The sequence below is a fragment of the uncultured Thiohalocapsa sp. genome (assembly GCF_913062725.1).
Classification (GTDB): Bacteria; Pseudomonadota; Gammaproteobacteria; order Chromatiales; family Chromatiaceae; genus Thiohalocapsa.
The window spans coordinates 58310-83089 of sequence record NZ_CAJXWY010000005.1 but is presented as its reverse complement, the minus strand read 5'-3'; the positions used below and the strand labels follow the sequence as shown (position 1 = coordinate 83089).

The 24780-nt window shown below is 68.5% G+C and carries 18 protein-coding genes; 11 read left to right on the top strand and 7 right to left on the bottom strand.

Annotated elements, in window-relative coordinates; all coding sequences use genetic code 11:
• Positions 1-2 precede the first annotated feature (2 nt).
• The 4 genes from QZ588_RS02395 to QZ588_RS02380 all read left to right on the top strand — a co-directional run bounded on the left by QZ588_RS02395 (position 3) and on the right by QZ588_RS02380 (position 3053).
• Positions 3-1439, top strand: a complete 1437-nt coding sequence (locus tag QZ588_RS02395) for a cytochrome c3 family protein (RefSeq protein WP_295539425.1) — start codon at positions 3-5, stop codon at positions 1437-1439.
• Between the two features lie 116 nt (positions 1440-1555).
• On the top strand, positions 1556-2161 hold the full coding sequence (locus tag QZ588_RS02390; RefSeq protein ID WP_295539423.1) for a DUF3365 domain-containing protein: 606 nt from the start codon (positions 1556-1558) through the stop codon (positions 2159-2161).
• Positions 2161-2580 (top strand): c-type cytochrome, encoded by a 420-nt coding sequence (locus QZ588_RS02385; protein WP_295539422.1) that lies wholly within the window; start codon positions 2161-2163, stop codon positions 2578-2580. The genes QZ588_RS02390 and QZ588_RS02385 overlap by 1 nt, the downstream gene beginning before the upstream one ends.
• A 53-nt stretch (positions 2581-2633) precedes the next feature.
• Positions 2634-3053 carry a globin family protein gene (locus tag QZ588_RS02380; RefSeq protein ID WP_295539420.1) on the top strand — a complete coding sequence of 140 codons (420 nt, stop codon included), beginning with the start codon at positions 2634-2636 and terminating at the stop codon, positions 3051-3053.
• Between the two features lie 43 nt (positions 3054-3096).
• On the opposite strand, the gene QZ588_RS02375 is transcribed toward QZ588_RS02380, so the two are convergent.
• The 5 genes from QZ588_RS02375 to QZ588_RS02355 form a co-directional block, all read right to left on the bottom strand.
• Positions 3097-4413 (bottom strand): MFS transporter, encoded by a 1317-nt coding sequence (locus QZ588_RS02375; RefSeq protein ID WP_295539417.1) that lies wholly within the window; start codon positions 4411-4413, stop codon positions 3097-3099.
• A 66-nt stretch (positions 4414-4479) separates the two neighbouring features.
• Positions 4480-4899, bottom strand: a complete 420-nt coding sequence (locus tag QZ588_RS02370; RefSeq protein WP_295539415.1) for a DsrE family protein — start codon at positions 4897-4899, stop codon at positions 4480-4482.
• Positions 4900-5130: 231 nt separating this feature from the next.
• Entirely contained in the window at positions 5131-6549 is a 1419-nt protein-coding gene (locus tag QZ588_RS02365) for a PhoH family protein (protein ID WP_295539413.1), read from the bottom strand.
• 2 nt (positions 6550-6551) lie between these two features.
• Entirely contained in the window at positions 6552-7022 is a 471-nt protein-coding gene (locus QZ588_RS02360) for a peroxiredoxin (protein WP_295539411.1), read from the bottom strand.
• A 117-nt stretch (positions 7023-7139) separates the two neighbouring features.
• Complete coding sequence (locus QZ588_RS02355) at positions 7140-7679, bottom strand: glycine cleavage system protein R (protein WP_295539410.1); 540 nt, start codon at positions 7677-7679, stop codon at positions 7140-7142.
• A gap of 221 nt (positions 7680-7900) precedes the next feature.
• On the opposite strand from QZ588_RS02355, the gene dapA reads away from it, so the two are divergent.
• The 3 genes from dapA (at position 7901) to QZ588_RS02340 (ending at position 10952) form a co-directional block, all read left to right on the top strand.
• Complete coding sequence (gene dapA, locus QZ588_RS02350) at positions 7901-8779, top strand: 4-hydroxy-tetrahydrodipicolinate synthase (RefSeq protein WP_295539408.1); 879 nt, start codon at positions 7901-7903, stop codon at positions 8777-8779.
• A gap of 148 nt (positions 8780-8927) precedes the next feature.
• The gene (gene bamC, locus QZ588_RS02345; RefSeq protein WP_295539405.1) at positions 8928-10091 is read left to right on the top strand and encodes an outer membrane protein assembly factor BamC; all 1164 of its coding nucleotides are present in this window, start codon (positions 8928-8930) and stop codon (positions 10089-10091) included.
• An 81-nt stretch (positions 10092-10172) separates the two neighbouring features.
• Complete coding sequence (locus QZ588_RS02340) at positions 10173-10952, top strand: MBL fold metallo-hydrolase (RefSeq protein ID WP_295539402.1); 780 nt, start codon at positions 10173-10175, stop codon at positions 10950-10952.
• Positions 10953-11060: 108 nt separating this feature from the next.
• Here QZ588_RS02340 and QZ588_RS02335 read toward each other — a convergent pair whose 3' ends face one another.
• A complete protein-coding gene (locus tag QZ588_RS02335) occupies positions 11061-11573 on the bottom strand; it encodes a hypothetical protein (protein ID WP_295539399.1) in 513 nt (170 codons plus the stop codon).
• A gap of 348 nt (positions 11574-11921) precedes the next feature.
• Here QZ588_RS02335 and metG point away from each other — a divergent pair, with 348 nt between their 5' ends.
• The 4 genes from metG (at position 11922) to QZ588_RS02315 (ending at position 22536) form a co-directional block, all read left to right on the top strand.
• Positions 11922-14036 (top strand): methionine--tRNA ligase, encoded by a 2115-nt coding sequence (gene metG, locus QZ588_RS02330; RefSeq protein ID WP_295539397.1) that lies wholly within the window; start codon positions 11922-11924, stop codon positions 14034-14036.
• 187 nt (positions 14037-14223) lie between these two features.
• Positions 14224-15768 (top strand): efflux RND transporter periplasmic adaptor subunit, encoded by a 1545-nt coding sequence (locus tag QZ588_RS02325; RefSeq protein WP_295539395.1) that lies wholly within the window; start codon positions 14224-14226, stop codon positions 15766-15768.
• A gap of 2 nt (positions 15769-15770) precedes the next feature.
• Positions 15771-18935 (top strand): efflux RND transporter permease subunit, encoded by a 3165-nt coding sequence (locus tag QZ588_RS02320; RefSeq protein ID WP_295539393.1) that lies wholly within the window; start codon positions 15771-15773, stop codon positions 18933-18935.
• 166 nt (positions 18936-19101) lie between these two features.
• Entirely contained in the window at positions 19102-22536 is a 3435-nt protein-coding gene (locus QZ588_RS02315) for a DUF2126 domain-containing protein (protein WP_295539390.1), read from the top strand.
• Positions 22537-22626: 90 nt separating this feature from the next.
• Here the strand turns inward: QZ588_RS02315 and ftsH are convergent, their stop codons facing one another.
• On the bottom strand, positions 22627-24708 hold the full coding sequence (gene ftsH / locus QZ588_RS02310; RefSeq protein WP_366929526.1) for an ATP-dependent zinc metalloprotease FtsH: 2082 nt from the start codon (positions 24706-24708) through the stop codon (positions 22627-22629).
• Between the last annotated feature and the right edge of the window lie 72 nt (positions 24709-24780).

Here is a 24780-nt window from a genome sequence, read left to right as displayed (position 1 = left end):
CCATGGCAACGCGCAACTATCCGCGCCTGTGGGCGCTGTGGATCGCCAGCACCCTGTTGGGCATCGTGATTCTGGCCAAGGTGTTGGCCAACGGCGAAGACAAGCGGCTGTTCATGCCGGGGCCGCTGAGTCACGGCCACCATCAGATCGCGCTCGCCTGCAACGCCTGCCATGTGGATGCCTTCGGCGGCGGCGAGGTGATGGAGGGGGCCTGTGAGCACTGCCACGGCGAGCAGCGCGAGAAGCCGCTGGATTCGCACCCCAAGGCCAAATTCCGTGACCCGCGCAACGCCGATCGCCTCACCGCGCTGAACGTGCTGCGCTGCGTCACCTGCCACGTGGAGCACCAGCCGGAGCTGCTGAAAGGCGCCGGCTACACCCAGCCCGTGGATTTTTGCTTTCACTGTCACCAGGACATCGGCGACAACCGCCCCACCCACGCGGGACTCGGCTTCGAGACCTGCAACAGCGCCGGCTGCCACAACTTCCATCACAACCGGGCGTTGTACGAGGACTGGCTGCTGCGCCATCAGGACGAGCCGGACCTGTTGCCGGTGGCCGAGCGCGGACTGCCCGCGCGGGACTTCGCCGACGTGCTGGACCAGCTGATGGACTATCCGCGCAAGGCCTACCCGCCGCAGCCGCTCGCGTTGGCGGATGCCGATGCGCCGCCCGCCGCCCGCGGCGATGCCATCGACCGGGATTGGCTCGAGACCAGCCATGCCGCCGCCGGCGTCAATTGCTCCGCCTGCCATCAGCCGACGGACGCCCCCGGCGAGCCCGGCGCATGGATCGACCGGCCCGATCACAGCGCCTGCGCCGGCTGCCACGGCGCCGAGGTGGACGGCTTCACCCGCGGCCTGCACGGCATGCGACTCGCCGCCGCCGTGGGTGAGGCGGCGAAACATCCCCTCGCGCCCATGACCCCCGCGGATGCCCGTCTGCCCATGCAACCGGACGCCCGCCACGCCGCGCTCACCTGCACCAGCTGCCATGGCGCGCATCGCTTCGACACCGCCTCGGCGTCGGTGGACGCCTGCCTCGGCTGCCACGCCGACGAGCACAGCCTCGCCTATGTCGGCTCGCCCCATCATCGGCTCTGGCAGCAGGAGCAGGCCGGTGAGCGACCGGCTGGCAGCGGCGTCTCCTGCGCGAGCTGCCACATGCCGCGGGTGGACTTCGAGGCCAACGACTGGCTGGAGCGCATCCTGGTGCAGCACAACCAGAGCGCCACGCTACGCCCCAACGAGAAGATGATCCGGCCCGCCTGCCAGCATTGCCACGGGCTCGGCTTCTCCATCGACGCCCTCGCTGATCCGGCGCTCATCGCCAACAACTTCCGCGGCCGGCCGTCGGTGCACATCGAGAGCATCGATATGGCCAAGGCCAACGAGGCCCGGGCCCAGGCCGAGCTGCAGGCGGAACTGGAGGCGAATTGAGACCCGCGCGATTTCCGCGGCCGCGGGCGAAGCCGGCGCCGCACTGGAGCGATGGGCCGATTGCCCAGCAGGACGCATCCGAGTCAAGCCAACACCCTCAAGGGGAGCCAATCCACATGAAGACCCTGCACAAGCTGAGCCTCACCGCCGCCGTGGCCGCCATCGCCGCCGGCACCTTCGCCGTCGCCGACATGCCGCAGGAGGCCGACCAGCCCACCGTCACCCCGCGCGCCATGGCCGACGCGCTGCACCTGGTGATGGACTCCGACCGCGCCGTCTACACCCGCAAGATCGTCAACCGCCTGGCGGCCAAGGATAAGGTCATCTCCGCCAGCGAGCATTACGACGACGACAAGGCCCTGGTGCTGCCGGCGCAGATGTTCCGCTACGGCGCGGAGATGGTCGCCGAGCGCGCCCAGGACAAGCCGGACGTGAACTTCAGTTATTCGCTGCAGTCGCTCTGGCCCGTCAATAAGCAGAACGCGCCTCGCACCGACGCCGAGAAGACGGGCCTGCAGTATGTCGCCGACAACAAGGGCGATAACTACTACGCGGTGGAGACCCTGGGCGACACGAAATACTTCACCGCCGTCTACGCGGATGTGGCCGTTGCCCCCGTCTGCGTGTCCTGCCACAACGAGCACAAGGACTCGCCGAAGCGCGACTTCGAGATCGGCGATGTCATGGGTGGTGTGGTGATCCGCATCCCCATGGAAGGCTGATGGGCGCAGGCGCCGCCCGCCGGTGCCTGCTGGGCCTGCTCGTCGCCGCACCCGCGGCGGCGGCCGCCGGCACCGCAGATCGCTATCCGGTGTTCACTGACGAAGGTCTGGCCACCGGCCGGGCCATTTGGGTGGAAAACTGCATGACCTGCCACGGCTACGGCATCGCCGGTGCGCCGGACCCGAACAAGGCTAAGGCCTGGGCGCATCGGCTGGAGAAGCCCCGCGAGACCTTGTACGACCATGCACTGAACGGCTTCTTCGGCCCCGACGGCACCATGATGCCCGCCCGCGGCGGCAATGCGGCGCTCAGCGACGCCGAGGTCAAGCGCGCCGTGGACTATATGGCCGCGGTGGCCCGGCGTGCCAATGACAAGGTCCGCGCCGAGACCGACCAACACCCCAACACCAACCCCTGAGCTCGAGTCACGCGGTCGCCATTGCGGCCGCATTTCACAAAAGAGGAACCGCCATGTCCCCCGACACCATCAGCCACGTCCAGACCTCCTGGGCCAAGGTCAAGCCCATCGCCGATCAGGCCGCCGAGCTCTTCTACGGTCGCCTGTTCGAGGTCTATCCAGAGGTTCGTCCCATGTTCAAGGGCGATATGCAGGCCCAGGGGCGCAAGCTCATGGCCATGATCAACACCGCCGTCAATGCCCTGAACAACCTCGATGCCGTCGTTCAGCCGGTGAAGGACATGGGCGCCCGCCACGCCGGCTATGGTGTTGCCGACGGCGACTACGACAAGGTGGCCGATGCCCTGCTATGGACGCTGGAGAAGGGCCTCGGCGATGACTTCACGCCCGAGGTCAAAGGCGCCTGGGTGGAGGTCTACACCACCCTCGCCGCCACCATGAAGGCCGGCGCCGCGGAGCAGCAGGCCGCCTGAGCGCGCCCTGCGTGGCATGCCCCCGGGCCGGACTCGCCCTCGATCAGCTGCCAATGGGTGCCTGCGCCAGCGTTCTGGGGGCCGCCCGCAGGCGCACGTACAGACTGGCGAAGAACAAGAGCACGTTGATGCTGCCCACCACCACGAAGGGCGCCCGGGGGTCCACCGCATCGAACAGCCGCCCGCCCACCGCGGTGATGATCAGGATGCCGACGGCGCCGGAGATATTGAAGGCGCCGAGCACCGAGCCGCGTTGATTCCTCGGGGTCTCCTGGCCGATCAGCGACTGCGCGGCCAGAAAGACGCTGATCTGGCCGATGCCCTGCAGAATGAAAAAGACCAGCCGATAGTCGCCGTAAGGGTCATCGAGCAGGAGCAGGGCGAGGTTGCCCACCGCCGCCAGCACCATGCAGACGGCGAGTCCGGTGACGCGGTCCATGCGGTCGAGGATGGGCCCCATCACCGGCGCCCAGAGCAGGGCGGCGATCTGTGCGATGACGAAGATCAGCGTACCGTTCATCACCGCCTCGGCGTTGGTCATGCCGGCGGCACGCCCGGCCAGGGTGCCCCAGAGGATGAGGAACGCGGCGTTGATGGATTGGTCGCCGCGGGCGATGAAGGCCGCGGCATAGGCGAGCAGGACGCGCGGGTTACGCGCCTGGGCAAAGCCGCTCAGGAAGAGCGCCCGCACCGTCGGGCGTTCCTCGCGATGCACCGGCACACCGGCCTGCAGCCCGAAGCGGACCGCCACTGCGCCGACGATGCAGATCAGGGCCACGCCCAGGTGCGTCAGTATGCCCGCCTCCAGTGGGCCGAAGCCGCGCAGCGTGAGCAAGTCCGGCAGGGAGCCGAAGCCCTGGTTCATCACCACCACCCCGAGGCCGCTCAGCACGCCCACCATGGCCACCAGCTTGCCGCGGCAGCGCTCGATGGGATAGTCCACCAGCACCGTGGACAGCGCCCCCGCCACCGCCACCACGCCGATGCCGTAGACGACCCGATAGGCGAACAGCCAATCGACGGACGGGGCGAGCGGGTAGAGCACGTAGGTTGCGCTGAGCATCAAAAAACCGACGGCGAAGACCCCACGCCGGCTGATGCGATCGATGAGGACGCCCGCCGGGATGAACAGCAGCAGCGTGATGATCTCTGTCAGTAGCACCAGATCGCCGGTGATGGTGCCCTGAACCGACTCCGACACGCCCAGATGGGCGTTGAGGATGTAGGTCTGACCGGCGGTGATGAAGGTCATCAGGCCGATGGACAGGAACGCCGAGAGCAGAAACGTATAGCCATTGCCGCGGCTGACGCCCGCCGCAAGCACGACGGGGCCGATTCTGTATTGGGTCGGGTCGGGCATGGGTGACCTTGCGTGAGGCGGGTGACGTGGCTGCGGTGACTGGTGAGCCTCGGGCGGCTGTCGTCGTCAGGGCCGAATATACGCGTAGCCTTGCCCCTGCAGCTCGGTGATGCGGGTGACACCGCCTTTCTCGGCGATCTGGAACCCGGGGAGCAGTTCGTCCGGTGCCAGCCCCAGGGCCTCCAGGGTATTGCCGCAGGCCTCGAAGGTGACGCCTTGCGCCTGCAGTGCGGCAATGTCGCTGCGCACCCGATCCACCGCCTCGATGTCGTTGAAGCGCCTCACCGCCGGGCCGAGGGAGACCAGCACGATGTCGATATGCGCGCCGCCGCCGACACCGTTGATGTGGTTCTTGATGTTGTTGAGCGCGAAACTGACCCTGTCCTCGTCGGCGACGTGATAGACCACCCGGGGCTTGTCGCCGGCCAGTGCGACGGCGGGTGAAAGGGCCAGGGTGAGCAGCAAGCTGAGCAGCATGATGCGCATGGGGGGCATCCTCGGGTGTTGGTGGTGGTGAGATCCCTGCCGGGTTCTGATCGGGACAGCGGCGGCATGGCCCCGGCTGCCATGACGGCGGATTATGACCGCTGGCAGGCCTGAGCGCAGCATGCCGTCGTGTCCGAGGTCGCCGCCTGTGATGTGTTGCGCCAGACCGGGGCCGGACTGGGCTGAGGTCGTCCGGGGCCGGGCGGCGGCCCGGCCTGCCGTGGCCGCGGCCTAGAGGCTCTCCGATGCAAAGTCCGCGAGCCGCGAGCGCTCGCCGCGGATCAGCGTGATGTGGCCGCCGTGCTGCCAGTCCTTGAAGCGGTCCACCACATAGGTGAGGCCGGAGGTGGTCTCGGTCAGGTAGGGGGTGTCGATCTGCGCGATGTTGCCCAGACAGACGATCTTGGTGCCCGGACCGGCGCGGGTGATGAGCGTCTTCATCTGCTTGGCGGTCAGGTTCTGCGCCTCGTCCAGGATGATGTACTTGTGCAGGAAGGTGCGCCCGCGCATGAAGTTGAGCGACTGGACGCGCACCCGCGAGCGCAGCAGATCGTTGGTGGCGGCGCGGCCCCAGTCGCCGCCCTCGGTTTGGGTGAGTACCTCCATGTTGTCCATCAGCGCGCCCATCCAGGGTGTCATTTTCTCTTCTTCGGTGCCGGGCAGGAAGCCGATGTCCTCGCCCACGGGCACCGTGACGCGGGTCATGATGATCTCGCGGTAGATGTTGCGGTCCAGCACCTGCGCCAGGCCGGCGGCCAGCGCCAGCAGCGTCTTGCCGGTGCCGGCGGTGCCGAGCAGGGTGACGAAGTCGAGCTGTGGGTCCATCAGCATGTTGAGCGCGAAGTTCTGCTCGCGGTTGCGTGCCGAGATGCCCCAGACGTTGTGGCGCTGGACGCGGTAGTCCTCCACCAGCTCGATGACGGCCTCGGTCTCGCCGCGGCGCTCGCGCACCATGGCCTCGAAGCTCTCGTCCTGCGCCATGTACAGGCATTGGCTCGGGTACCACTCCGCCACGTCCGGGCCTTTGACCCGGTAGAAGGTGCGCCCTTCCTCCTGCCAGGCGTCCATCTCCTTGGCGTGGTGCTCCCAGAAGTCGTCGGCGAGCGCCGCCATGCCGGTGTAGAGGAGGTCGACGTCGTCGAGCACGCGGTCGTTGGAATAATCCTCCGCCGGCAGCCCCAGGACCGCCGCCTTGATGCGCAGGTTGATGTCCTTGGAGACGATGACGACGGTGCGCTCGGCGCGGCGCTGCTGCAGCGTCTGCGCCGTGGCCAGGATCTCGTTGTCGGCCGTGGTGCCGGGCAGCACGGTGTCGAAGTGCTGCGACAGGGGCTCGGTCTGGAAGAAGAGCCTGCCCGCCGGCGGCTCGGTGAAGCCGGAGCCGTACTCGCCGAAGGGCTGGATGGGCAGCCCGGCGTCGATTTCCTCCTTGTCGGCGTCCTGCATCAGCTGGTCGAGGAAGCGGCTCACCTGGCGGACGTTGCGGGCCACTTCCGAGACGCCCTTTTTCGCCGCGTCCAGCTCCTCGAGCACCACCATGGGCAGGAAGATGTCGTGCTCCTTGAAGCGGAAAATCGCCGTTGGGTCGTGCATGAGCACGTTGGTGTCCAGGACGAAGAGGCAGGGCTTGTCGTTCTCGCGCTTGATCATGGCTAGCGGCCGAGGTCACGCACGGCCGCCAGCACTGCGTCGACGTGGCCTTTGACCTTCACCCCACGCCACTCCCGGCGGAGCACGCCGTGCTCGTCGATGAGAAAGGTGCTGCGCTCGACGCCGAGGGACTCTTTGCCGTACATCTTCTTGAGCTTGATGACGTCGAAGGCCGTGCACAGGGCTTCGTCCTTGTCGGAGAGCAGATCGAAGCCAAAGCCCTGCTTGGCCTTGAAGTTCTCCTGGGCCTTGATGCCGTCGCGCGAGACACCAACGATGACGGTGTTGAGTGCCCCGAATGCCTCCTGGGCGGCGGTGAAATCGAGCCCCTCCTGGGTGCAGCCCGGCGTGCTGGCCTTGGGGTAGAAGTAGAGCACCACGCGCTTGCCGCGCAGGTCCGAAAGCTTCAGGGCTTTGTCGCCGGTGGCGGCGAGCTCGATGTCTGGGACGGTCTCGCCGGGTGCGACTGCCATGGTGGGAATCCTCTGTACGGTGCCTTGGCGTGGGATGGTGGATGGCCGGGGCCGGCCACCACTGGCAGCGTCCCCCGGCCGCCGGCAACCGCCTGCGGGCGGTTGCGCGTCGCGCGGTCAGGACTTCAGCGGTTCCAGTACTGCGTCCAGGTTGAGGCCGTCGCAATAGTCCATGAACTCTTCGCGCAGGGTGGCGATGTGCGTGGAGGCGGGAATGCCGACGGTCATGTGCACGGCGAACATGGGCGTGCCGGTGTGGGCCGCGGCGTAGGTGTTGGTGGCCAGGTCTTCGATGTTGATCTGCCGTTCGGCGAAGAAGCCCGCCAGATTGTTGACGATGCCCGGGTGATCCATGGCGATGACGTCGACGGCGTAGGGCACCTTGTCGGTGTTGCGCGCGCGCTCGCCGGTGCGCTTGCAGGTGATGGTGAGGCCGAGCGAGCGCTCCAGCTCCGGCAGGGCGTTCTCGACCTTGGCGAGGGTGTTCCACTTGCCCTCCACCAGCAGGATGGCCGCAAACTCGCCGCCGAGCACCGTCATGCGGCTGTCCTCGATGTTACAGCCCTGCTCCAGGATGGTGCGTGACAAATCATTGACCAGGCCCGGGTGGTCCTGGCCAAGGGCGGAGATCACGAGGAAGGTCTTGCGTGTGCTCATGGTTTCCTTAATGTAACAAAAACGGCGCGCCACCGTTTTTTGGTGAGTGTATCGCATGGCGTTTTTCGCGGCCAAGGGCAGGCCTGCGGGTGGTCGCCCGGGGCGGCCCTGGTCGTCGTCGCGCCCCGTCGTGGCGCCGCCGCTCAGGCGGCGTTGCCTTGTAACGGGGTCGGGGCGCGCGCTAGTATCCGCGGAGTTTGTCCTTACGCAATAGGGTAGCCATGTTTGTGCGCGGGAGCATCGTCGCGCTGGTCACGCCGATGGACGCCGGGGGCGCCGTCGACGATGCCGCCTTGAGCCGTCTGATCGCGCTCCACGTGGCGTCGGGCACCGCCGCCATCGTCGCCGTCGGCACCACGGGCGAGTCGGCGACACTCGACGAAGATGAGCACTGTGCGGTCATCGCGCGCTGCGTCGAGCTCGCCGACGGGCGCCTGCCGGTCATCGCCGGCACCGGTGCCAACGCGACCGCAGAGGCCATTCGGCTCACCCGCTGTGCCGAGCGGGCCGGCGCCGACGCCGCACTCCTGGTCACGCCGTACTACAACAAGCCCACCCAGGCCGGGCTCATCGCCCACCATCGGGCCGTGGCCGAGGCGGTGTCCATGCCGCAAATCCTCTACAACGTGCCCGGGCGCACGGCCTGCGATCTGCTGCCGGAAACAACCGCTGAGCTGGCACGGATAGAGAACATCGTCGGCTTGAAGGACGCCACCGGCGACCTGGCGCGGCTGCCGCGACTGCGCGCCCTGTGCGGCCGGGATTTCGCCCTCTACAGCGGTGATGACGGCAGCGGCTGCGAGTTCATGCTGCGCGGCGGCGACGGCGTCATCTCCGTCACGAGCAACGTGGCGCCGGCGCTGATGCGGCGCATGTGCGAGGCGGCGCTGGCCGGGGATCGGGAGACGGCGCTGGCGCTGAACGCGCAACTGGATGCCCTGCACCAGGCGCTGTTCGTGGAGTCCAACCCGATCCCGGTGAAGTGGGCCATGGCGGAGATGGGTCTTGCACAACAGGGCATCCGTCTGCCGCTCACCTGGCTGAGCGAAGCCTCTCAGCCGGCGGTGCGCGAGGCCCTGCGGCGGGTCGGCGCCGTCTGAGCCGGCGCCGCCCGATGCGGCCGCTCCCTGTAACCCATCGCCGCAAGCCGAGCCCGAGGCGCACCAACGCAGGGCGCCAGGGCGGGCGATTGTGCCATCATTGGCTTTGCGCTTACCTCAGCGGCACGAGACCAGTGTCCCAGCATCCATGATCAAGCCATCAACACTCACGCTCGCCGCCACCGTGGCGCTGCTGCTCGCCGGCTGCGGCGGCACCATGGAGAAGGTGCTTCCGGACCAGTCGCTGGCGTACAAGAAACAGCGCGAAGCTTCCGAGAACCTGGAGCTGCCGCCGGACCTCGCCAGTGCCAGCTTCGATGATGCCCTCGATGTGCCCGGCGCCGGTGGCACCGCTACCTACTCCGGATATGTCGGCGAGCGCGCCGCGCGCGCCCGCATCGCCAACAGCGGCGTGGTGCTGCCGGAGGTGGAGGGCGTGTCGCTGCGCCGCTCCGGCGACCGCCGCTGGCTCGACATCGATGCGCCGCCCGGTGCGGTCTGGCCGGAGGTGGTGGACTTCTGGCGTCAGCAGGGCATCCTGCTGGTTGAGCAGGACCCGACCGCCGGTGTCATGAAGACGGATTGGCTGGAGAATCGGGCCGAGGTGCGACAAGACTTCATTACCCGCCAGGTGCGTAAAGTGCTCGACGGGCTCTACTCCACCTCCACGCGGGATCAGTACCGCGTGCGCATCGATGCCGGCCCCACCCGTGATTCCACCGAGGTGTATCTCACCCATCGCGCCATGGAGGAGCGGTTGGTGCGCAACACCGTCGGCGAAGGCGCCACGACGGTCTGGGAGCCGGCCGCCAATGATCCGGACAAAGAAGCCGTCATGCTGCGCCGGCTGATGCTGTATCTGGGTGTCTCAGACCGCGACGTCCGGCGCATGCTCGCCGGCGGCGGCGCCACCACCACCGCAAGCGCCGCCGCTGCGGCCGGCGTAGGCAGCCGGCTCGTGGGCAGCGGCGCGGATATGGTGCTGGTCATTCCCGGCGAATACCGCCAGGCCTGGCGGCAGACGGGGCTCGCCCTCGACCGCAGCGGCTTCGCGGTCGCGGACCGCAACCGCAGCGAAGGCGTGTTCTACGTCCGCTACGATGACCCTGATCGCGAGACCGGCGAGCGGGGTATCGTCGATCGCATCGCGTTCTGGCGCAGCGATGACGACGGCGCCGTGGAGCAATACCAGGTCCGCCTCGATGCCGGTGCCGACGAGACCCGGGTGCGCGTGCTGACCGCCGAGAGCCAGCCGACGACGGGCGGCACCGGCGAGCGTATCTTGCGCCTGCTGCAGGAAGAGCTGCGCTAGCCGCACGCCCACGTCGTCTCCCAGACGCGACACGGGCTTCGGCGCAGGCGCCAACGGACCTTGCACACCGGCTGAAGGCGCATGCGCTTCGCGGTACTGGGCAGCGGCAGTCGGGGCAATGCGACCCTGATCGAATGCGACGACACGCGGGTGCTGCTCGATTGTGGCTTCCCCCTGCGGGAGGCCGAGCGGCGGCTGGCGGCCATCGACGTTCATCCGCGCGATCTCACCGCCATCGTCGTCACCCACGAGCATGGCGATCACATCGCCGGCGTGCCGCGTCTGGCCCAGCGCCACGGGCTGGAGGTCTGGGCCTCACCCGGAACCTGGAAGGGCGCCTGTGCCGGCGCCGGCAGGCGTGCCGGCGCCGGGGCGGTGGCACGTCTGCGGCTCTTCCCGAGCCATGCGCGGCGCGTGCGCATCGGCGGCCTGACGCTGTATCCCATTCCCGTGCCCCATGACGCCCGCGAGCCCTGTCAATTCGTCTTCGAGGGGGACGGCCGCCGACTCGGCATACTGACCGACGCCGGCACCGTCACCCCGCGCATGTGTGATGCGCTGCGCGAGTGCGATGCACTCATGCTCGAAGCCAACCACGATGCGGAGCTGCTGCGCCTCGGGCCCTATCCTGCGAGCCTGCAGCGCCGCGTCGGCGGGGCCTTCGGCCACCTCAGCAACGAGCAGACCGCGGCGCTGCTCGAGCGGGTGCACCATCGCGCGCTCGGCAAGCTGCTGTTGTCCCACTTGAGCCAGCAGAACAATCGCCCTGAGCTGGCCCGCGCCGCTGTGCAGGGCGTCTGCGGCGATCTGGACATCATGGTCGCGGATCAGGATAACGGCAGCGGCTGGATTGGCGTTTGAGGGAAGGCCCGCCAGCGCCGCGGGCGCGCGGCGGTGATGTCGCGGCGGCGGGGCGGCCGCCGCGCCGACGGCATCCGGGAAGCCGCCGTGGCCGGCGCCGGGCGGTGGTCAGGCGGTTTCGTCGTCGCCGTCGTCCGTGCGTTTGCGCTGTCGCCGGCGCTCGCGGAAGGACTGACGGCCCTTGAAGGCGGCGATTTGCTGGATGATGTGCTGATAGGGCAGCGCCGCGAGCCCGCCGTAGCGCTGCACCGCCGCCTCCAGCAGGCCGTACACGTCCTCCACCGGCTCCGCCGCGTCGCCGGCGGCTGGCTGCTCCTCTGCGAGCGCCGCCCGCACCCCGCGGAGTCCGCCCACCTGGATGCGCATGGCCTTGGCGTGCGGCAGTGCGCCGTGTCCTTGGGGGGTGCGCAGCGCGAAGCGCGCCTGGGCGCGCAGGTACTCCAGAAACGCGAGGCAGCGCGCCTGGGCATCATCGGCGGTGCAGTGCACGCCCTCGCGCTCGGCGATGCAGAAGCGTTTGGCGCGGGCACAGGCGCAATGGCCGGTCAGGATGGATTTCTCATAGGGGCAGCGGCGCTCGTTGACGGCGTTGTAGGTGTCGCGGAAGGCGTCTTGGTCCAAGGTCCTCGTCCCCGATTGGCTCTGGGTCAGTTGCGCACATGCAGGATCGGCCCAAGGGGTCGCATCGCGCGCGTCAGGGCGCTGATGGTGCGCGCGCGCGCACGTCAGCGCGAGTCGGCTGCGCAGGGCGCGCTGCGGCACGATGCACGAAGCCTGCGACAGGTTGCTGTATGGTTACGACGAAGTGGGCACCGGGGTTGGCGATTTCAGCCGCGGGCGCGCCATTGGCTAAGACGCAGTTGCTGGCCAGCGGTCCTTCCCCCAAGCTTACCCATTCCCGGATAATGGCGGTTTGCTCCGCGGGCGCCGCGTCGCCGGCAGCCCCTCGACCTGCGCCGAAGCCGACCCATGACATCAGCCGATCCAACTGGCGACCCGAGCGGCGACCCCGCAACCGCCCGACGCCGCGATATCCTCATCACCAGCGCGCTGCCCTATGCCAACGGGCCGATCCACATCGGCCATCTGGTGGAATACATCCAGACCGACATCTGGGCGCGCTTCCAGAAGCTACGCGGACACAACTGCTGGTACGTCTGCGCCGACGATGCCCACGGCACGCCCATCATGCTGAAGGCGCGCGCCGAGGGCATCACGCCGGAGGCGCTGATCGCCCGCGTCGCCGCGGAGCACAAGGCCGACTTCGCGGACTTTCGCATCGGCTTCGACAACTATCACTCCACCCACTCCGACGAGAACCGCCACTGCGCGACGCTGATCTACGCGCGCAACCGCGACAAGGGGCATGTGACGGCGCGCACCATCCACCAGGCCTACGACCCGGTGGAGCAGATGTTCCTGCCGGATCGGTTCATCAAAGGCGAGTGCCCCAAGTGCGGCGCCGCCGACCAGTACGGCGACAACTGCGAGGTGTGCGGCGCCAGCTACTCGCCGGCGGAGTTGAAGAACCCACGCTCGGTGGTCTCCGGGGCGGTGCCCGAGGAGCGCGAGTCCGAGCACTTGTTCTTCCGCCTCGGCGATTTCGAGCCCATGCTGCGGGAATGGACCCGCGGCGGCGGGCTGCAGGCGCAGGTGGCCAATAAGCTGGACGAATGGTTCGAGGCGGGCTTGAAGGCATGGGACATCTCCCGGGATGCGCCGTACTTCGGCTTCGAGATCCCCGACCACCCGGACAAGTTCTTCTATGTCTGGCTGGATGCGCCCATCGGCTACATGGCGAGCTTCAAGCACCTGTGCGAGAGCGAGCGGGGCCGGGCCGCCGGGCTCGACTTCGACGCCTTCTGGGGTAAGGAAAGCCAGGCCGAGCTCTATCACTTCATCGGTAAGGACATCATCTATTTCCACGCCCTGTTCTGGCCGGCGATGCTGCACGGCGCCGATTTCCGCACGCCGACGGCCATCTTCGCCCACGGTTTCCTCACCGTGGACGGGCAGAAGATGTCCAAGTCCCGGGGCACCTTCATCAAGGCGCGGACCTATCTGGAGCATCTGAATCCGGAGTACCTGCGCTATTACTTCGCGGCCAAGCTCGGGCCCGGCGTCGATGACATCGACTTGAGCCTGGACGACTTCCAGGCGCGGGTGAACGCGGATCTGGTGGGCAAGGTGGTGAATATCGCCAGCCGCACCGCCGGCTTCATCAGCAAGCGCTTCGGCGGCCGGCTCAGCGCCGAGCTGCCGGAGCCCGGTCTGTTCGAGGCTTTTGCGGCGGCGGCGCAGGAGATCGCCGACGCCTACGAGCGCCGGGAGCTCAGCCGCGCCGTGCGGGAGATCATGGCGCTGGCGGATCGGGCCAATCAGTACATCGACGAGCAGGCGCCCTGGGTGGTGGCCAGGCAGGACGGCCGCGATGCCGAGCTGCAGGGCATCTGCACCCAGGGGCTGAACCTGTTTCGCCTGCTGATCGGCTGGCTGAAGCCCATCCTGCCGGGCACGGCGGAGGCCGCCGAGCAGTTCCTGCGGATCGAGCCCCTGACCTGGGATGCCCTGTCCCGGCCGCTGCTGGATCACGACATCGCCAAGTTCAAGCCGCTGATGACCCGCGTGGAGCCCAAGCACATCGCGGCGGTGCTGGCGGCGTCCAAAGAAGACCTGGCGGCCGTCCAAACGCCGGCGGCGGGGCAGGGCGACGACGCGGCGCCGGCGGGTCGCCACCTCGCCGAGGCTCCCATCGCCGAGACCATCGACTTCGACGCCTTCGCCCGGGTGGACCTGCGCATCGCCTGCATCGCCAAGGCCGCTCCCGTGGCGGGCGCCGACAAGCTGCTGCAGCTGACGCTGGATCTGGGCGGCGAGACCCGCAACGTCTTCGCTGGCATCAGCAAGGCCTACGACCCTGCTGAGCTGGAGGGCCGGCTCACGGTGATGGTGGCCAACCTGGCGCCGCGTAAGATGCGTTTCGGGGTGTCCGAGGGGATGGTGCTGGCGGCGGGACCGGGCGGCAAGGACATCTTCATCCTCGGTCCGGATGCCGGCGCCGAGCCGGGGATGAAGGTCAAATAGCGGGGATGTGACCGTTGGTGGCCCCTTCAGGCCGATGGCCCGGCCGTGCTCCACGCCGCCGCGCGCAGGAATGCGGTATCTCGTTGTCGTACGCCCGTCGTTAGGTGCAATCTCTTGCGCGATCGAGCGTGCGCCGGACCCTGCGCCGGTCGCTCTGCGTAACATGAAACTATTGGAGTGAGCCCCCATGGCTTTTGGCGCACAGCGCAACCCCCGTCCCCTGCCGGTGTGCCGGCGCTTCCAAAGCCACCCGCTCGTCCCGCTGATTTTGGGCGTCGCCATGGCGACGCCGGCTTTCGGTCAACAAGCCGCACAGCCGGGCGACAAGCCGCCACCTGCGGTGGTGGTCGCCGCGGTGGACACGCAGCGCGTCGACAAGCGCTCCCGCTTCATAGGCAACATCCAGGCCATTCAGTCTGTCGATCTCAAGGCCCGGGTGGAGGGCTTTCTGGAGGCTGTTGCCTTCGATCAAGGCTCGATGGTGGACCAGGGCCAGGTGCTCTACCGCATCGAGCAGGATCAGTACCAGGCGGACCTGGCGCAGGCGCAGGGCCAGCGCGCGGCGGCCAAGGCGCAATCGCAGGCCGCCGCCGCGAGCCTGGAGGACAAGCAGGCGGACTTCGAACGGCAGGCGGCGCTCATCAAGAAGGGCGACACCTCCCAGACCGCCTTCGACCGGGCCAAGGCCGCCCGCGACGAGGCCAGGGCGCAGGTGCAGCAGGCCAAGGCGAGCGAGCAGCAGGCCCAGGCCGCCGTGGATAACGCCAAGATCAACCTCGGTTACACCACCATCAAGAGCCCCATCGCCGGGCGCATCGGGGCGACCGCCGTCACCGCGGGCAATCTCGTCAACGCCAGCACCGGCACGCTGGCCACCGTCGCCCAGCTGGATCCCATCCGGGCGGTGTTCTCGGTGCCGAGCGCCGAGCTGGTGCGACTGCAACAGCAGATGGGTGGGGGCACCACCAGCGCCGAGGCGCGCGCGGCTTTTGTGCCGGAGCTGGTGTTGCCGGACGGCACCCGGTACGACAAGCCCGGCAAGATCGCCTTCGCCGACAACAAGGTGGATGCGTCCACGGGCACCGTCGCGATCTATGCGGACTTCCCGAACCCGGACGCGGTGCTGCTGCCGGGGCAGTTTATCAATGTGATGGTGCGAAACGCCAAAAGCCAGCGCCTGCCGGTGGTGCCGGCGGCGGCGGTCCAGCGCACCCGCGGCGGCACCCAGGTCTTCCTGGTGGACGGCGATGACCGGGTGCAGGCGCGTACGGTCAAGCTCGGGGCGCGGGTTGGCGGCGGTTATGCGGTGACGTCCGGCCTGAGCGCCGGCGAGCTGGTGATCGTCTCGGGCCTGCAGAAGGTCAAGCCCGGCATGACGGTCTCGCCCAGTGGTGCATCTGCATCCGGCGGTGCGTCCAGTGATGCATCCGGCGGCGCGTCCAGTGGTGCATCCGGTGGTGCGTCCAGTGGTACATCCGGTGGTGCGTCCAGTGGTGCATCCGGCGGCGCGTCCAGTGGTGCATCCGGCGGTGCGTCCAGTGGTGCATCCGGCGGCGCGTCCAGTGGTGCATCCGGCAGCGCGTCCAGTGGTGCATCCAGTGGTGCATCCGGCGGTGGGGCGCCCAAGGACGCGCAGGATAAAGCCGCCGGCGGCACCGGCGGCGCCGATGCCTCGGCCGGCGCGGATGCCGGCGGTGGCACCGCAACCCAAGCCGCGGGCGACGGGGGCTAGACATGATCTCGCAGGTCTTCGTCGAACGCCCGCGGCTCGCCGCCGTGGTGTCCATCGTGCTGGTGGTGGCCGGTCTCCTGGCGCTGCGCACCATCCCCGTCGCCCAGTATCCGCCCATCACGCCACCGGTGGTGGTGGTGAGTGCCACCTATCCCGGTGCCGATGCCCAGACCATCGCCGATACCGTCGGCGGGCCCATCGAAAAGCAGGTGAACGGCGTCAAGGACATGCTCTACATGTCCGCCACGGCGTCCAGTACCGGTCGCTATACCCTGACTGTGACCTTCGCCGTCGGCACCGATCCGGACCTCGCCCAGGTGAACACCCAGAACCGGGTCGCCCAGGCGCTGGCGCGGCTGCCGCAGGAGGTGCAGGACCTGGGCGTGAACGTGCAGGCGAAGTCCACGAACCTGCTGCTGGTCATCACCGTCTATTCGCCGGATGAGTCCCGGGACGAGCTGTTCCTGTCCAATTTTGCCACCATCAATGTCCAGGATGAGCTCGCCCGCATCGACGGCGTCGGCGAGGCGAGCCAGTTCGGGCCCGAAAACTACTCCATGCGCATCTGGCTGGAGCGGGACAAGATGGCGGCCCTCGGCATCGCACCCCAGGAGGTGGTGAATGCCATCCAGCAGCAGAACATCCAGGCGGCGTTGGGGCAGGTGGGTGGCCCGCCGATCCCCGACGACCAGGCCTTCCAGTACACCATCGTCGCCAAGGGGCAGCTGGAGGCCCCCACGGCGTTTGGAGAGATCGTCGTGCGCACCGGTGCCGATGGCGGCGTCGTGCGGATCAACGACATCGCGCGCGTGGAGCTGGGCGCGCAGTCCTACAGCAGCAACACGCGCTTCAACGGCGAGCCCACGGCGGGCATCGCCATCTATCAGGCACCGGGCGCCAATGCGCTGGATGTGGCCGATCGGGTGCGTGCCGAGCTCGCGCGCCTGCAGCAGCGCTTTCCGGACGGCGTCGCCGCCAAGATCATGTACGACTCCACCAATTTCGTGGAGGCCTCCATCGAGGAAATCGTCCTGACCCTGGCCATTACCGCGGTGATCGTGCTGTTGGTGGTGTACATCTTCCTGCAGGACCTGCGCGCCACCATCGTGCCGGCGGTGACCATTCCGGTGTCGCTCATCGGCGTCTTCGTGGTGCTGCTGGCGGTGGGCTTCTCGGCCAATACCATCAGCCTGTTCGCGGTGGTGCTGGCCATCGGACTGGTGGTGGATGATGCCATCGTGGTGGTGGAGAACGTGCAGCGCATCATGGCCGAGGAGGGGCTCGACCGGCGTGCAGCGACCCTCAAGGCCATGCGTCAGGTCACCGGTCCCATTGTCTCCACCACGCTGGTGCTGTTCGCCATCTTTGCGCCGGTGGCCTTCCTGCCCGGTATCTCGGGTGAGCTGTTCCGGCAGTTCGCGGTGACCATCTCCGCGGCCGTGGCCATCTCGGCGGTCAATGCGCTCACGCTGTCGCCGGTGCTGACGGCGCTCTTCCTGGGCACGCCGAAGACGCCCAGGCGCGGCCCGTTCGCCTGGTTCAACAAGGGCCTGGCGCGCACGCGAAGCGGCTACGTCGCCGTGGCCGGGCTGCTGGCCCGACGGGCGCTGCTCGCGGGGGTGCTGGTGGTGGCCGTTGGGGCCGGCGTCGTGCTGGTGCTCGAGCGCCTGCCGAGCGGCTTTCTGCCCAACGAGGATCAGGGCGTGCTCTATGCCGATCTGAGCCTGCCGAGCGCCGCATCCCTGCCGCGCACCGATGCGGTGGTCGCCAAGGTGCGGGAGATCGCGGCACAAACCGACGGCGTCGCCGACGTGCTCACCGTGTCCGGCTACAGCCTGCTCACCGGTGCGCCATCGTCCAACGCGGCGCTCGCGGTGCTGGTGCTTGACCCCTGGGACGAGCGCACCACGCCGCAGACCAGCCTGAGCGGACTCTACGCCAAGCTGAATGCCGAGCTGGACGCCATCCCGGGCGCCAACATCCTGCTCTTTCCGCCACCGCCGATTCCCGGCCTCGGTACCGCCGGCGGCTTCACCATGCAGCTGGAGGCCCTGGGCGGGCAGTCGCCGCAGGAGCTCACCGAGGTGATGCGGGGTCTGCTGGCGGCGGCCAATCAGGACCCGCGTATCGCCGAGGCCCGTTCCACCTTCAGCGCCGATGTGCCGCGGGTGTTCGTGGACCTGGATCGCACCCAGGCGCAGTATCTGGACGTGCCGGTGGCGACCTTCTTCCAGACCATGCAGGCCACCTTCGGCAGTAGCTTCGTCAATAACTTCACCTACCTCGGACGTACGTATCAGGTGAATGTGCAGGCGGAGCAGGGCGCCCGGCGGACGCTGGAGGATATCGGCGCCACCTATGTGCGCGCCGACAACGGCGCCATGGTGCCGGTGTCGGTGCTGGCGACAATCCGCGAGGAGCTCGGTGCGGATCTGATCTTCCGCTACAACCAGTTCCTCACCGCCCAGATCAATGGCAGTGCCGCGCCGGGCTACTCCACCGGCGACGCCATGCAGGCCATGATGGACGCCGCCGACGCGGCCTTGCCGGATGGCTATGCCGTGGAGTGGACGGCCATGTCGTATCAGGAAGCGCAACAGACGGCGGGTGGCGAGATCGCCATCTTTGCCCTGGCGGTGCTGTTCGGCTATCTGTTCCTGGTGGCCCTGTACGAGAGCTGGGCCATTCCGTTCGCGGTGCTCACCTCGGTCACCGTGGCGCTGCTGGGCGGCGCCCTGGCACTCTGGGTGGTCGGGCTGGATAACGATCTTTATACCCAGATCGGCTTTGTGCTGCTCATCGGCCTGGCCGCCAAGAACGCGATTCTCATCGTCGAGTTCGCCAAGGAGCAGCGCGAGGCGGGCAAGAGTCTGTACGAGGCCGCCGTCACCGGGGCGCGCATGCGCTTCCGGGCCGTGCTCATGACCGCGCTCGCTTTCATCGTGGGTCTGTTGCCGCTGGTGCTCGCCACCGGTGCCGGCGCCAACGCCCGGGTGCATTTGGGCTTCACGGTGCTGGGCGGCATGCTGGCCGCCACCCTGATCGGCATCCTGCTGATTCCGGGGCTGTATGTCATGTTCCAGTGGAGCGGCGATCGGATCGGCGCGCTCATCGGCGCGCGTCCGACGGCTGCAGCCAAGCCGGCGGCACGCGAATCGGGCGGCTGATCTCGCCGGTGACGCACGGGTGGGTGAGCAGCGGAGGGCGCCGCTGCCGGCGGGGTGGCGCTCCGGGTCGTGACGGAACGATTTTTGCTGCGCGGCACAAGGCGACAGCGCTAGAGTACGCGCACAGAGCCGTCATCCTCCCGTCGTCCCGGAGATCCAGCCGCCGATGTCCATCCTCGTTGCCATCGATCACAAGACCGAGTACCGCTTCGATCGGGCGGTGGGCCTCGGCCCGCACACCATTCGGTTGCGCCCGGCGCCGCACTGCCGCACGCCCATCCGCTCTTACTCCCTGCGCATCGAGCCCGAGCCGCATTTTCTGAACTGGCAGCAGGATCCGTTTGGCAACTATCTGGCCAGAGTGGTGTTTCCCGAGAAGGCCCGGGCCCTGTCGGTGACGGTGGATGTCATCGCCGACATGGTGACCATCAACCCGTTCGACTTCTTCGTCGACGCGTCTGCCTACAACTTCCCCTTCGCCTACGACCACCAGCTCACCAAGGAGCTGGCGCCCTACCTGGAAGTGGCCGAAGACGGCCCGCGGCTCAAGGCGTGGCTGACCGGCATCGACCGAACCCCGCGGGAGACCGTCTATTTCCTGGTCGATCTGAACAAGAAGCTCAACGAGGACATCGGCTATGTGATCCGCATGGAGCCCGGTGTGCAGCGCTGCGAGGAGACGCTGACACTCGGGCGCGGCAGCTGCCGCGACTCGGGCTGGCTGCTGGTGCAGATCCTGCGTCACCTGGGGCTGGCGGCGCGCTTCGTCTCCGGCTACCTGGTGCAGCTGACGCCGGACGTGCAGGCGCTGGACGGCCCGAGTGGCACCGACCGTGATTTCACCGATCTGCACGCGTGGGCGGAGGTCTATGTGCCGGGCGCGGGCTGGATCGGGCTCGACCCCACCTCGGGCCTGTTCGCCGGTGAGGGCCACATCCCCCTCGCCTGTACGCCGGCCCCCGTCTCCGCGGCGCCCATCACCGGCGCCACGGACAAGTGCGATGTGAGCTTCTACTTCCATAACCGGGTCAAGCGCATCCACGAAGACCCGCGCGTCACCAAGCCCTACACCGACGCGCAGTGGGCGGCCATCGAGCGTCTCGGGCACCAGGTGGACGAAGAGCTTCGGGCGCAGGACGTGCGCCTCACCATGGGCGGTGAGCCCACCTTCGTCTCCATCGACGACATGGAAGGGGCGGAGTGGAATATCGCCGCCCTGGGGCCCACCAAGAAGGGCCTCGCCGAGGATCTGCTGCTGCGCCTGAAGCGCCGCTTCGCCCCCGGCGGGCTGCTGCACATCGGTCAGGGCAAGTGGTATCCCGGTGAGCAGTTGCCGCGCTGGGCGCTGTCGTGCTGGTGGCGCAAGGACGGCGAGCCGGTCTGGCGCGATGCCGCCCTGTTCGGCGACGAGCGCGAGTCCTACGGCCATGCCCCGGCCGATGCCGAGCGCTTCATTCACACACTGGCGGCAAAGCTGGGCGTGGCACCGGCGCACGCCCAGCCGGCCCATGAGGACGTGTTCTACTATCTGTGGAAGGAATCCCGGCTGCCCGTCAATGTCGACCCGTTCGACAGCAAGCTGAAAGATCCCATCGAACGCGCCCGTCTGGCCCGGGTCTTCAGCCAGGGGCTCGAGCGCACGGCGGGCTATGCACTGCCGCTGCGCTGGGCCGGCCTGCCCAGCCGCGCGGACGGCGGCGGTTGGGCCAGCGGCAAGTGGGCGCTGCGCGATGGCAATCTGTTTCTGATCCCCGGCGACTCGCCCATGGGGTTCCGGCTGCCCCTGGATGCGCTGCCCTACGTGCCGGATGCGGCGCTGGATACACATCCGCAGCGCGACCCCTTCGAGCCACTGCCGCCGCTGGCCGCACGGGACTTTGCGCACTACGGCCGCAAGTCAGACGAGATCGCCCGCCGCTATGCGCGCATCACCGAGCCCGACCAGCCCCGCGAGGCCTTCCGCGAGCAGGGCCAGCGCCCCGAGCAGACGGCGCAGCGCCACGGTCGCGCGCCGCTCACCGAGGACCAGCGCCAGGCCTTATCGGAGCAGGCGACCCTGCCGGACGACTATCCGCCGGAGCTGATCCGCACGGCGCTGTGCATCGAGGCGCGCGCGGGTCGGCTCTACTGCTTCATGCCGCCGCTCACCCACGCCGAGCACTGGCTGGACCTGATCCACTGCCTGGAGGAGACCGCCGCCGAGACGGGGCTTAAGATCATCATCGAGGGCTACGAGCCCCCGCGTGATCACCGCTTCAACAAGCTGGCCGTCACCCCGGACCCCGGTGTGATCGAGGTGAACGTGCACCCGGCCCAGGGCTGGGACGAGCTGGTGCGCAACACCGAGATTCTCTACGAGGAGGCCAGGCTGACCAGGCTCGGCACCGAGAAATTCATGCTCGATGGCCGCCACACCGGCACCGGTGGCGGCAACCACGTCACCCTGGGCGGACCGACCCCGGCGGACAGCCCGTTACTGCGCCGCCCGGACCTGCTGCGCAGCCTGATCACCTACTGGCAGCATCACCCGAGCCTGTCCTATCTCTTCTCCGGTACCTTCATCGGCCCCACCAGCCAGGCGCCACGGGTGGACGAGGCCCGTAACGACAGCCTGTACGAGCTGGCCATCGCCTTCCAGCAGATGCCCCGCGGCCGCGCCGGCGAGCGCCAGCCCTGGGTGGTGGATCGGGTGCTGCGGAATTTGCTGGTGGACGTGACCGGCAACACCCATCGCACCGAGTTCTGCATCGATAAGCTCTACTCGCCGGACGCCGCCAGCGGCCGCCAGGGGCTGGTGGAATTCCGCGCCTTCGAGATGCCGCCGCACGCGCGCATGTCGTTGGCGCAGATGCTGCTGCTGCGGGCGCTGGTGGCGCGGTTCTGGCAGCAGCCCTACACCCGGCCACCGGTGCGCTGGGGCACAGAGCTGCACGATCGCTTCCTGCTGCCGCACTTCGCGCGGGTGGACTTCAATGACGTCATCTGCGATCTGCAGCGCGCCGGCTATGCGCTGGACCCGGCCTGGTTCGATCCTTTCTTCGAGTTTCGCTTCCCGCACTACGGCGACATGATCGCCGCCAATGGCGTGCGCATGGAGCTGCGTGGTGCCATCGAGCCCTGGCACGTGCTCGGCGAGGAGGTCACCGCGCAGGGCACGGCGCGCTTCGTGGATAGCTCCGTGGAGCGCCTCCAGGTGAAGGTGGACGGCATGCTCGGCGAGCGCCACGTGCTGGCCTGCAACGGCCGGCGGGTGCCGCTCAAGCCCACCGGGCGCCGCGGCGAGTACGTGGCCGGCGTGCGCTTCAAGGCCTGGGCACCGCCATCCGGCCTGCACCCCACCATCCCGCGGCACAACCCGCTGGTGTTCGACCTGGTGGATCTCTGGAATCGCGCCAGTCTCGGCGGCTGCACCTACTACGTCGACCACCCGGGCGGCCGCGCCGAGGAGCGCTTCCCGGTGAACAGCTACGAGGCCGAGAGCCGCCGCATCGCCCGCTTCCGCGTCATGGGCCACACCCCCGGCGACATCGATCCGCCGCCCGAAGAGCCCGCCGGCGAGCATCCCTACACGCTGGATCTGCGCTGGACGTCGGGCTGCTGAGGCGCCGCCGCGGCTCCCCGGTGATCGTCTGCATGTGGGTGTTGGGCGCGCGTTCCAGCCGATTCGGCTGTGGCGTCACCGGGCCTCGGGTCAGCCGTTGGCAGAGCGGATCGCCCGCGGGATGGCGTCGGCCCCTTGGTCGCGCGCAGCAGCGGGCTTGGAGAGACCGGCGTCGCGCAGCAGGGCGTCGATGTCGGCGGCGTCCAGGGTCTCGGCTTCCAGCAGGCGGGCGGCCAGGCCTGTGAGCGCATCCTGATGCTCACGCATCAGGGCGCGGGCGTCTCGCTCCACGTTTTCCACCAGGGCCTTGATCTCGTGGTCGATGCGCCGGGCGGTGTCGTCGCTGAAGTTGGGCGCCTCGGAGATGTCGCGGCCGAGGAAGACATGCTCGTGTCCGCGCGGGAAGGACAGCGGACCGATGGCCTGGCTCATGCCCCAGCGGCTCACCATCTTGCGGGCCAGGTCCGTGGCGTGCTCCAGGTCGTTCTCGGCGCCGGTGGTGACCTCGCCGAACACCAACTGCTCGGCGATGCGCCCGCCGAGCATGACGCCGAGGCGGTCGCGCAGATAGCTCTGTTTGTAGGTGTGGCGCTCCTCCCGCGGGACCTGCTCGGTGATGCCCAGCGCCTGGCCGCGGGGGATGATGGTGACCTTGTCCAGCGGGTCGGCGTGGGGGAGCAGCCACGCCATCAGCGCATGCCCGGACTCGTGCACGGCGATGAGCCGGCGCTCGTCGGTGCCGATGGCCTGCTCGCGCTCGGCGCCGAGGACGATTTTGTCCCGGGCGAGGACGAATAGCGCCATGTCCACCGTGCGCTGGCCGCGGCGCGCGGCGAGGAGGGCGGCCTCGTTCACCAGATTCGCCAGGTCGGCACCGGAGAAGCCGATGGTGCGCTCGGCCACCTGGTCCAGCGCCACATCGTCGGCGAGGGGGATTTCTTTGGCATGGATGTCCAGGATGGCGCGGCGGGCGGCCTTGTCCGGCAGTTCGAGATAGATCTTGCGGTCGAAGCGCCCGGGGCGCAGCAGGGCGTTGTCGAGCACGTCCGGGCGGTTGGTGGCGGCGAGCACCACCACGTCCTCGTGCGGCTCGAAGCCGTCCATCTCGGCGAGGATCTGGTTCAGGGTCTGCTCGCGCTCGTCGTGGCCGCCGCCGAGACCGGCGCCCCGGGAGCGGCCCACGGCGTCGATTTCGTCGATGAAGATGACGCCGGGCGCGGTCTTCTTGGCGGCGTCGAAGAGATCGCGCACGCGCGCGGCGCCGACGCCGACGAACATCTCCACGAACTCCGAGCCCGAGATGCTGAAGAAGGGCACCCCCGCCTCACCGGCGACGGCACGGGCCAGCAGGGTCTTGCCGGTGCCGGGCGGGCCCACCAGCAGCACGCCCTTGGGAATCTTGGCACCGAGGGCATGGAAGCGCGCGGGGTCCGCCAGATGGCCGATGATCTCGGCGAGATCCGCCTTGGCATTCCTGAGGCCGGCGACGTCATCGAGACGCACCTTGACGTCCTCGGTGCGGAAGCGCTTGGCGCCGGATTTGGCGAAGCCGAAAATGCCGCCCTGCGGGCCCCCGGATCCGCCCATGAGCTTTTGCTGCATGCGCCAGCTCACATACAGAAAGATGCCCAGGATGAGTAGCCAGGGCACGAAGGCGATCAGTATCTGTGCCAAGCCGCCGCTCTGCGTCGAAGTGGCGCGGATCTCGACGTCGTGGCGCTGCAGCAGCTGCAGGAGCTCGGGATCATCCATCTGCGGCCTGGTGCTGGTGAAGCGCGCGGCATTGGCGGCGGTCGCCGCGGCGGTGGTGTCGTCGCCGTGATCCGCGCCCCGCACCCGCCCGCCGCTGCTGCGGGGGCCAACGCCGCCATCGCCGGGCTCGGCGCTCGTGTCCTCACCGGGTGCGGCACCCGGCTCGAAGCGGCCATGGATACGGTCGCCGTCGAAGGTCACCTCGGCCACGCGGTCGGCGCGCACCGCCTGTTTGAAGGCGGTGTAACTGAGTTCCCGGGGCGGCGCCGAGACCAGGCTGTTGAGCGCCATGGCCAGCAGCACGATGGCGACGGCGGCGAGCGCATAGCTGCGCCATTCGGATGGCGGGGGCGCGCCGTCGCCGCCGGGGCTGGGGTGGTGGAGCGGTTGCTTGGTGCTGGGGAGCTTGGGGTCGGGCATTGCCATGACTCGGGGGCGTTCGGTTCCGCCGCAAGACCTCCGCGGCCAGGAGGCGGCCTCTCACTCAAGCTT